This window comes from Actinomycetota bacterium (assembly GCA_040757835.1).
In the GTDB taxonomy this organism is placed as follows: domain Bacteria; phylum Actinomycetota; class Geothermincolia; order Geothermincolales; family RBG-13-55-18; genus SURF-21.
In genome coordinates this window covers 79,397-90,025 of record JBFLWJ010000004.1, presented here as the reverse complement: position 1 = coordinate 90,025, position 10,629 = coordinate 79,397, and the positions used below count along the sequence as shown (strand labels likewise).

Sequence of the window (10,629 nt, the reverse complement as noted above, 5' to 3'; positions counted from 1 at the left end):
GGCTCCGGGGGGGCTATCATCACCTGGCAGGATTACCGCTCCGGGAAATGGGACATCTATGCCCAGCGGGTAAACGCGTCCGGCACCCCACAGTGGACCGCGGACGGGGTGGGCATCCGCACCGCTTCGTCAATTAACGCCGCATCCCCCCATATAACCTCGGACGGCTCCGGTGGGGCTATCATCACCTGGCAGGATTACCGCTCCGGGAAATGGGACATCTACGCCCGGCGGGTGGACGCGTCCGGCACCCCACAGTGGGCCGCGGACGGGGTGGGCCTGCGCACCGCAGCAGCAGGCAGCACTGATTACCCCCAGATAACCTCGGACGGCTCCGGTGGGGCTATCATCACCTGGCAGGATTACCGCTCCGGGAAATGGGACATCTACGCCCGGCGGGTGGACGCGTCCGGCACCCCACAGTGGGCCGCGGACGGGGTGGGCCTGCGCACCGCTGCGGCAAACGGTGCCGCATCCCCCCAGATAACCTCGGACGGCTCCGGTGGGGCCATCGTCACTTGGCAGGACTACCGCTCCGGCAGCAAGTACGACATCTACTCCCAGAGGGTGGACCACGAGGGAAATCCGCTGTGGGATGCGGACGGGGTGGGCCTGCGCACCGCCGCGGCAAACGACGCCTCATACGCCCAGGTAGCTCCGGACAGCTCCGGGGGGGCCATCGTCACCTGGCGGGACGAACGCTCCGGGAGCAAGTACGACATCTACGCCCAGAGGGTATCCAACCCCGCTCCCACCGTCACCGTCGTATCCCCCAATATATGCTCCGACGGCGGCGTGGTGACCATAAACGACCTCTCCGGGACCTGGTTCAGCGACGTCGGGGGAGCGCCCGATGTGCGCCTGCAGAAGAGCGGGCAGCCGGACATCGTCGCCGGCAACGTGGTCGTGGTCTCCGGGGGACAGATAACCTGCGACTTCGACCTCAGTGGCGCCGCCGTGGGAGTATGGGACGTCCAGGTGCAGAACCCCGACGGGCAGAGCGGCACCCGCGCGGGCGCCCTCACTGTAACCCACTCCTACGACGTGAATGCGTCCGTGGCGGGAGGTCACGGCGTCGTGGCCCCCGCAACCCAGACCGTGTTCCGCCTGGGCAGCGCCTCCGTCTACATCTACCCCGACCCCCACTATCACGTCGCCGCCATCTGGGATAACGGTGCCCTGCAGTCCAACGCCAACCCCTATGTCATCACCGGCGTCCTCAATGACCATGACGTCGAGGTGGTCTTCGCCCCGGATACCTATAGCGTGGATGCCGTGGTATCCGGCGGGGGCGGTGCGGTGAACCCTGCCACCCAGACGGTGAACCACGGGGAAAACGCCTTTATCGACATCACCCCGGACCCCGGGTATCACATCGCCTCCATAGAAGACAACGGCTCCTATCCGCCCATCGCCAATCCCTATGTGATCACGGGAGTCGCTTCGGACCACACCGTAATCGTGACTTTTGCGCTCGACACCCTCGCCGTGAACGCCTTTGCGCTGGGCGGACACGGCACGGTGGTCCCGGTGAGCCAATCCACGGAATATAGCGGCACCGCCACCGTCTATATCTACCCCGACCCCCATTATCAAGTCGCCTCCATCTGGGACAACGGAGCCCCACAGGCCGTGGCCAATCCCTACGTCATCAACAACGTCGTCGAGGACCATGACGTGTACGTGGTCTTCGCCCTGGACAACTATACCGTGGATGCCGCGGTATCCGGTGGGGGCGGCACGGTGAACCCCGACACCCAGAAGGTGAATCACGGGGAAAACGCCGCCATCAACATCACCCCCGACCCCGGGTACCACATCGCCTCCATAGAAGACAACGGCGCCTACCCACCCATCGCCAATCCCTATGTCATCAGCGGCGTCGCCGCCGATCACACAGTAGTGGTGACTTTCGCCCTCAACACCTACACCGTGACCGCCTCCATCGAGTGGGGTCACGGCATCATCCTGCCGGCGGTCCAGGCAGCCGAATTCGGGGACAACGCCAGCATCCTGATCTGGCCGGACACCGGCTACAAGATAAGCGCGATAACCGATAACGGCGTCCCACAGGCCATAACCAACCAATATTTCATGAACTACGGGGTCATGAGCATCGCCGAGGACCACGAAGTGAAAGTGACTTTCGGCGAGGATCGTTTCAACGTGTACGCCAACGTATTCTCCGGCAGCGGCGAGGTCGACCCGGCGACCCAGGAAGTGGAATGCCCGGATCCCGCCTACATCGTTATCAACCCCGATCCCGGATACCATATAGTGCGCATAGAAGACAACGGCGTGGTCCAGCCTCCCGTTGCCGACCCCTACCACAGCTGCACCTATACCATCGAGAGCGTGCGCGAAGAACACGTCGTGATGGTCTCCTTCGAGAAGAACGACTGCACGGTGAGAGCCTCCGTTCCGGGAGGGCACGGCACGGTGGCCCCGGCGGCCCAGACGGTTGTCTACAAAAACGGCGCCACCATCAGTATCTACCCCGACCCCGGTTACCATATCGCCTCCATCTGGGACAACGGCGCCATGCATACCGTGGCCAACCCCTACGTCATCGACCAGGTGTTGGAAGACCATAACGTGTACGTGGTCTTCGCCATCGACACCTTCACCATCGACGCCGATTGCGATCCCATCGTGGGCACTGTCTTCCCGGAGGTCCAGACAGTGGACTATGGGGCCACCGCGAGCATCGGCATCAACCCGGAGCCCGGGTACCGCATCGTCAGCATAGTCGACAACGGCGTGGTCATGGGCGCGGCCAGCCCCTACGTGATCGCGGGCGTCGATGCAGACCATTTCATCGAAGTCTATATGCTCCCGCAGGACTTCACCGTCACCGCCTCGGTGCTGGGCGGCCACGGCGCGGCCGCGCCTCCTACCCAGAAGGTCTACTACGGCGAAGCTGCGTCCGTGACCATCTACCCCGACCCCGGCTACCGCATCGCCTCCATCTGGGACAACGGCGCCCTGCAGGCCGTATCCAATCCCTACGCGATCGCCAATGTCACATACGGCCACGATGTCGCGGTGGTCTTCGCCCTCATACCCACGCCGGCCATCTATTCCGTCTCCCCCACTGTGGGCCAGACCGGCACGGAGGTGACTATCGACGGGGCCAACTTCGGGGAACCGAATGAAAGCTCGTATGTCTCATTCGGGAACGTGATAGCCCACGATCTTACCGCCTGGACGGACAACCAGATAAAATGCCTGGTGCCGGCGGGAGCCTCCGGAGCGGTGAACCTGACGGTTACCACGGGCGGGGGGCAATCCGACGGGGTCGCCTTCAAGGTGAAGCCCTACATAAGCGCGATGACTCCGGCATCCGGAGTATCCGGCACGGTGGTGACCGTGACCGGGACGGGATTCGGGGCGACGCAGGGGACCTCGTACGTCTCCTTCGGGAGCGTCAAGGCGACCAGCTACACCTCCTGGTCAAGCACCCAGATCAAGGTCAAGGTGCCCGCGGAGGCTGCAGGCGCGGTCAACCTCACGGTGACCACGGCCGGGGGCAAGTCCAACGGGACCGCCTTCAAGGTGGTCCCGCGCATCACCAGGATTACCCCCACCTCAGGACCGGTGGGTACGGTAGTGACCATCACCGGTACCGGATTCGGAGCTACCCGGGGCACCTCATACGTGAAGTTCGGGAGCGTAAAGGCGACCAGCTACGCCTCCTGGTCAAGCACCCAGATCAAGGTCAGGGTGCCATCCATCGGCGCGGGCGCCAAGCTGATCAAGGTGACCACGTCGGGAGGCACCTCGGGGGGTGTCACCTTCACCGTGAACTAGGGCGTGCAACGTCGTCAAGTTTGGTGGCGGTGCTGAAATACGCGAGGGGAGCGGGGCTCCACCTCCAAACTGTGGGGCTCCGCAATTGAAGGCTTTTACCTGCCTGGCGGAGAACAGATGGGTGACGACACGGCTCCGGAAAGAGGTGGGATGATGAAGAGAGCAGCCATCGCGTTCCTTCTCCTGGCGCTGGCGACCTCGTGCCTCGGCGGCCTGGGGTGCGGGGGCGCGGACACCCCGGAGCAGGTGGCCGACAAGTTCGTGCAGGCGATGCTGGACGAGGACGGGGACGCCGCCTGGGCCGTCGTCACCGAGGCCAGCAAAGAGGGGATCAGCAAGGAGGAGCTGGTCGAGGGCGGCTCCGAGGGCATAGAGGGTTACACCATGGGCGACGCTTCAGTCGCCGGGGATGAGGCAAGGGTGATGACCTCGTTTACCCTTACCGGCCTGGATAAACCCATGGAGTTCGATATGGTCCTGTTCAAGGAGGGCGGGGGCTGGAAGGTGTCCCTTGCGGATACCCAGACAGAGATAGAGAAGTCCCTCGAGGCATTGCTGGAGGAGCTCGGCATCCAGCAGTAGCGGCATCTCCCCAAAGGCCGGGAATAAAACGGCGATACTGCATGGCACGCTAACGGCGCCTTATGGACCGGGACGGAGATCGACTGTGCCGTCTTTTCCTGCCGCGGAGACCTCCCGCTCGACGCCATAAGCAGCGCCGATACCTCTCCTGCGCCCAGGTCTTGCCTGCCGCGCCAGCGGTTTATGGCGTTCCCGTCTTGGGAACCTTAACATGGAAACAGCCGGAACCAGGCGAAAGAGGAGGTCGCGGAGATGGGCAAGAAAAAGGTCACCTACGAGGAGACCATGCCGCTGGAAAAGGTGGCGGATTACCTGCAGGAGCTGGTGGACGAGCTCAGGCAAGGCGGGTTCACCATCATCGGCGACGAGGGACCCCTGTCCTTCAAGCCGCTGCAGGACGTCGAGCTGGAAGTGGAACTGGAGGAGAAGAAGGGCAAGCAGGAGCTGGAGATCGAGCTGAGCTGGAAGTCCCCGGATTACGAGGAAGACGAGGAGGAGAGCGAGGAAGAAGAGGCGGAGACCGGGGAAGACGAGGATGAAGAAGAGGACAAGGGCGCGGTGGTGGAAGAGAGAAAAGGCGAGGAGGAGGCCGGCAAGGAGTGCCCCCTGGCCAAGGCTCTTCCCTTTGCGGTCCTGGCCATCCTCACCTTCCTTGCCGGCCTGACCGCCGGCCGGGTCGCGGGAAAAGGAAAGCAGGCGAAGGCCGGCGAAGAGAGCGGCGAGGGAGAGGAATAGTCCCCCTGGCCGGTCCTCACGGCGGTGGGATATGTGCATGTGCGAACCCGAAGGCTTGAGGCCGATGGCGAGCCTCGCAAATACGAGGGTTTTCGGATAAGCAGCGGGAGGCGATGACGGATGATGGACGAGCTGCAAATCGACGTAGAGCTGCTCGAGGAGTTCGAGCGGGGGCTGGACCCCAGGCATCCCGAGCGCAGCCGCACCCCCGCGAAGGTGCTCGGTTACGGCGAGATAAGCACCGTCTTCGAAATACGGGCGGAGGGCATGGAGGGCTATGCCTTCAAGCGGCTGCCCATCTTCAAGGACAGGGGCGAGATAGCCCCTTACCTGGAGAGCTACCGAGAGTATAACCGCATCCTCACCGCAGAGGTAGGGCTGGACCTGCCGACCTACGGCCACGCTGAGTTCGTCACCGCGGGCGGACGCCCCGTCTTCTACATCATCCAGAAACAGCTCCCCGCCGCCTCCATCGGCAACCGCGCCATCCACAGCCTTCCGGACCTCGAGGTGCCGGCGCTGGTGCGCATGGTTCTGCGGGAGATGAGGAAGGTGTGGGACTTCAACCGCGAGGCCGGGGGCCTGGAGGTGGCCATCGACGGCCAGATATCCAACTGGTCCATCGACGGCTATGACGAGGCTTCACCCCATGTCGGCCCGGAGACCCGCTTCCTCTACATGGACACCAGCACGCCCCTCTTCCGCGTGGACGGCCGCGAGCAGCTGGACCCGGAGCTGTTCCTGCGCAGCGCCCCCTCCTTCCTGGTCTGGCTCATCCGCCTCTTCTTCCTGGAGGACGTGATGACGCGTTACTATGACTTCCGCCTGGTGACCATCGACCTCATCGCCAATTTCTACAAGGAGCAGAGGGCGGAGCTCATCCCGGCCCTCATCGACGAGGCCAACGCCTTCTTCTCGGAAGAGGCCGCGCAACTGGGGATAGAGCCCATCTCCCGCAAGGACGTTGATTCCTACTACCGCGAGGACCGCATCATATGGGCCCTCTATCTGGCGCTGCGCAAATTGGACCGCTTCATCCATACCAGGCTGCTGCGGCGGGAATACCCCTACATCCTGCCGGGGAAGATCAAGAGGAAGTGAGGGGGGATGGTATGAGCCTCATCGGACGGGACCCCAAGGACGAGGTGGTGGAGCGTTTCGCCCGCCACGTCTCAAGCGGCAAGGCGAAGTTCTTCGAGCAGGTGGGCATCGACTTCGTCTTCGGCCGGCGGGAAGGCGTGTACGTGTGGGACCTGGACGGCACCCGCCTCATCAACTGCCACAGCAACGGCGGCGTCTTCAACCTGGGGCACCGCAACCCACGCGTGGTCGCCGCCCTCAAGCGCGCCCTGGAGGAGCTGGACATAGGCAACCACCACCTGGTCAGCGAACACCGCGCCCGCCTGGCGGAGCGTCTGGCCGCCATCTGCCCCGGGGACCTCAACCGCGTCGTCTTCGGCGTGGGCGGCGGCGAGGCCATCGACACCGCCATCAAGCTCGCCCGCGGCCACAGCGGGCGGCCGGGGATCATCTCCGCCATCGGGGGATATCACGGCCACACCGGGCTGGCCATGGCCACCGGAGACCCCAAGTACAGCGCACCCTTCGGGCCCCTGCCGCCGGGTTTCTCCCAGGTGCCCTTCGGCGACCTGGAGGCCCTGGAGGAGTCCGTGGGCGGGGACACCGCTGCGGTCATCTTCGAGACGATCCCCGCCACCCTGGGCATCGCCGTGCCGCCGGAGGACTTCTACGCCGGGGTGCGCGAACTGTGCGACCGCACCGGCGCGCTGATGATCATCGACGAGGTGCAGACCGGATTGGGGAGGTGCGGCGAGGTGTGGGGCATCGACACCTACGGGGTCGTCCCCGACGTCCTGGTCACCGCCAAGGGGCTCTCGGGCGGCATCTACCCCATCACCGCCACCATCTACGACGACCGCCTCAACGACTTCTTCGATGAAAATCCCTTCATCCACGTCTCCACCTTCGGAGGCTCGGAGGTGGGGTGCTATGCCGCCCTGGAAGTGCTGGACATCCTGGAGGAGGAGGGTTTCCTGGAACACGTGCGGGAGATGGCCGGCGTGTTCGCGGCGGGCTTCCGCGAACTCGCGGGCAAACACCCCTCCGTCCTGGTCGAGGCGCGGCAGCGGGGCCTGATGATGGGGCTTAAGATGGCTGGAGAATACTGCGGCCCCCTCATGACCCTGGCCGGCTTCCGCCACGGCATCCTCACCATCTACGCCAACAACGACTCCTCGGTGAGCCAGGTCCTGCCGCCGCTGATCATCCAGGAGGAGCAGGCGCGCCAGGTGCTGGAGGCCCTTGACGCCATGCTGGGCGAGGTGGGCGCGGCCCTGGAGGGCGCCACTGCCTGATGAGGCCGCTCAGAACTTGAACATGCCCGCGATGAGCAGTCCCAGTCCCGCGATGAGTTCCATGAACAGTGTTCCCCAGTTGATATCAGAGCCACGCACGTTCACGTAGCCATCTCACCTGCTTTTAGTTATGCTTGAGGGCAGGGCATGAAAGTGCTGTCGGGCCAGGTGGTATCGCCAGGGACACGGGAGGTCATGGCCATGGGACTCCAGGACATCGAGAGGATTCTGGGAGGGGAGGCGGAACAACTCCTCGCCTTCGATTCGCCCCGGATAAGCAAGGACGGCCTCCACCTTCCTGGCCCGGACTGGATCGAGCGGATCTTCCTCCCCTCCGACCGCCCGGTCCCGGTGCTGAGGAACCTTGGTGCGCTCTTCGGCCACGGCAGGCTGGCCGGGACGGGATACCTCTCCATCCTCCCCGTGGACCAGGGCATCGAGCACTCCGCGGGCGCTTCCTTCGCGCCCAACCCCATCTACTTCGACCCCGAGAACATCGTGCGGCTGGCCATCGAGGCGGGGTGCAACGGGGTGGCCACCACCCTGGGGGTGCTGGGAAGCGTGGCCCGCCGCTACGCCCACAGGATACCCTTCATCCTCAAGCTGAACCACAACGAACTGCTAAGTTTTCCAAACCGCTACGACCAGGTCTTCTTCGCCGGCGTGAAGCAGGGCTTCGACCTGGGCGCCGTGGCCGTCGGGGCGACGGTCTACTTTGGCTCGGAGGAGAGCAGGCGACAGATCGTGGAGGTGAGCGAGGCCTTCCGGCAGGCGCACGAGCTGGGCATGGGGACCATCCTCTGGTGCTACCTGCGCAACGAGGCCTTTACCAAGGCGGGCAGGGATTTCAGCACGTCAGCCGACCTCACCGGGCAGGCCGACTACATCGGCGCCAGCATAGAGGCCGACATCATCAAACAGAAGCTCCCGGACAAGAACGGGGGTTACGCGGTGCTGAACGAGTCCGGCACCTCCTACGGAAAATACGACGAGAGGATGTACGGCGAGCTCTGCTCCGACCACCCCATCGACCTCGCCCGCTACCAGGTGGTCAACAATTACATGGGCAGGGTGGGCCTCATCAACTCCGGCGGAGGCTCGGGCGGGGACGACCTGCGGGAAGCGGTGCGCACGGCGGTGATCAACAAGCGGGCCGGGGGCATGGGCCTGATCAGCGGCAGAAAGACCTTCCAGCGGCCCATGGCCGAGGGTATCGAGATCTTCCGCGCCATCCAGGACGTCTACCTGTGCCAGGAGATAACCGTGGCCTGAAACGGGGGGCGCGCATGAGACGCATAGCCGTGGTGACCAGCGGGGGCGACGCGCCCGGCATGAACACCGCGCTCAACGCCATCTACCAGATGGGCAGGGACATGAGGGTGGAGATAGTCGGGGTGCGCGGGGGATACGAGGGGCTGGCGGGCGGCGATCTCACGGGCCTCGACCCCCACGAGTTGAGGGAGAACATGAACCGCGGGGGGACAATCCTGGGGACTTCTCGGTTCGAGGCCTTCCTGGACGAGGGGGTACAGCGCCGGGCTGTCCACAACCTCGTCGAGGGGGAGGTGGAGGGGCTCATCGTCATCGGCGGCAACGGCTCCCAGCGGGGTTCCCTGGCCATCCACGGGCACGGGTTCCCGGTGGTGGGCGTGGCCTCCACCGTGGACAACGACCTCTACGGCTCGGACATATGCATCGGCGTCGATACCGCCCTCAACACCATCGTCGATTCCCTCGACCGCATCAGCACCACCGCCGATTCCCACCACCGCGCTTTTCTGGTCGAGGTCATGGGCAGGCAGTACGGGTACCTGGCCCTGATGTCGGGCATCGCCAGCGGAGCCGAGGTCATCGTCACGCCGGAGTTCGAGCTGGAGCCCGCGGAAGTGGCCCGGGAGCTGAGCCTGGCCCACGAGCAGGGCAAGAGGTTCGCCATGGCGGTGGTCACCGACGGCGCGAAGAACGGCGTGGAGAAGATCGCCGCCTACATCGAGGAGCACCTGGACGAGTTCGACTTCGAGCTCAGGGTGACCATCCTCGGCCACGTGCAGCGGGGTGGTTCCCCCACCGTCTTCGACCGCTACCTGGCCACGCGCCTGGGGTCGGCGGCCGTCCGGGCCCTGGTGGAGGGGAAGCAGGGGGTGCTGGTGGGGTGGAAGAACTCCGACGTAGACTACGTGCCGCTGCAGGAGGTCACCTCCAGGCGAAAGGAGCTGAACATGTCCCTGTGGCGGCTGGCCATGATGCTCTCGAAATAAACGGGGCTAGCCGGCTGCCTTGGGCTTGGCCTTGCGGGCTTGCTTCTTCGCCGGGGCCTTCCCTTTTTCGCCCTTTCCCCTCACCTGCTTGAGGCTGCGCTCCAGGGCGGCCATGAGATCGACTACCTTGCCTTCCTCGAATTCGGAGGGCGGCGCCACGACTTTCTCGCCCGCGGCTTTCCGGGTGATGAGTTCACGTACGGCTTCCCTGAACTCGTCCTTGTACTTCTGCGGCTCGAAATCGCCCTCCAGGGCGTCGATCAGCTCCGCGGCCAGCGCCAGTTGCCTGGCGTCTGCTGCGCCCTCCTCCGCCACCGTCTCCTCGAGTTCCTTGCGGTCCACGATCTCGTCCGCGAAACGCATGATCTCCATGCACAGCAGGCCGCCAAGGGGGCGCAGCGCCACCAGCTGCTCGCGCTCGTGGAAGACGAACTTGCCGACGCCGATGCGGTTCTTCTCCACCATGGCCCGCAGCAGCAGCGCGTAGGCCTTGCCCCCTCCCTCCCGCGGCACCACGTAGTACGGCCTCTCGTAGTAGATGGGGTCGATCTGATCCAGGTCGACGAAGTCCGTCATCTCTATCATCCTGGTCTTCCTGGGCTCGAGGGCCTGCAGCTCCTCGTCCGCGACGATGACGTATTCGCCGTCCGCGACCTCGTAGCCCCTGGCGGCCTGCTTGCGGCTGACCTCCTGCGCGTCGAACGGGCAGACCAGCTTCTGGTGGAGCCTGGCCCCGTCCGCCTCGTGCAGCAGGTGGAAGTGGATGTCCTGGTCACGCACCGCCGTCACCAGGGAGACCGGTATGTTGACCAGGCCGAAGCTGACGTATCCGTTCCATAAGGCTCTAGGCATCTTTCATCCGCCCTTTC

General features: G+C 64.6%; 8 protein-coding genes. 7 read left to right on the top strand and 1 reads right to left on the bottom strand.

Annotated elements, in window-relative coordinates:
* From AB1384_05780 to AB1384_05750, 7 genes are all read left to right on the top strand, one after another.
* A partial coding sequence (locus tag AB1384_05780) for an IPT/TIG domain-containing protein (protein MEW6553778.1) occupies window positions 1-3,810 on the top strand: 3,810 nt, incomplete at its 5' end.
* Between the two features lie 150 nt (window positions 3,811-3,960).
* Window positions 3,961-4,392, top strand: a complete 432-nt coding sequence (locus tag AB1384_05775; GenBank protein MEW6553777.1) for an NTF2-like N-terminal transpeptidase domain-containing protein — start codon at window positions 3,961-3,963, stop codon at window positions 4,390-4,392.
* A gap of 252 nt (window positions 4,393-4,644) precedes the next feature.
* Window positions 4,645-5,127, top strand: coding sequence for an amphi-Trp domain-containing protein (locus AB1384_05770; GenBank protein ID MEW6553776.1), 483 nt, complete (start codon window positions 4,645-4,647; stop codon window positions 5,125-5,127).
* Between the two features lie 123 nt (window positions 5,128-5,250).
* Window positions 5,251-6,228, top strand: a complete 978-nt coding sequence (locus AB1384_05765; GenBank protein MEW6553775.1) for a DUF6206 family protein — start codon at window positions 5,251-5,253, stop codon at window positions 6,226-6,228.
* A gap of 11 nt (window positions 6,229-6,239) precedes the next feature.
* Window positions 6,240-7,502 (top strand): aspartate aminotransferase family protein, encoded by a 1,263-nt coding sequence (locus tag AB1384_05760; GenBank protein ID MEW6553774.1) that lies wholly within the window; start codon window positions 6,240-6,242, stop codon window positions 7,500-7,502.
* A gap of 201 nt (window positions 7,503-7,703) precedes the next feature.
* Window positions 7,704-8,774 (top strand): class I fructose-bisphosphate aldolase, encoded by a 1,071-nt coding sequence (locus AB1384_05755; GenBank protein MEW6553773.1) that lies wholly within the window; start codon window positions 7,704-7,706, stop codon window positions 8,772-8,774.
* A gap of 14 nt (window positions 8,775-8,788) precedes the next feature.
* Window positions 8,789-9,760 (top strand): ATP-dependent 6-phosphofructokinase, encoded by a 972-nt coding sequence (locus tag AB1384_05750; protein ID MEW6553772.1) that lies wholly within the window; start codon window positions 8,789-8,791, stop codon window positions 9,758-9,760.
* Between the two features lie 6 nt (window positions 9,761-9,766).
* Here AB1384_05750 and AB1384_05745 read toward each other — a convergent pair whose 3' ends face one another.
* Window positions 9,767-10,612, bottom strand: coding sequence for a Ku protein (locus AB1384_05745; protein MEW6553771.1), 846 nt, complete (start codon window positions 10,610-10,612; stop codon window positions 9,767-9,769).
* Between the last annotated feature and the right edge of the window lie 17 nt (window positions 10,613-10,629).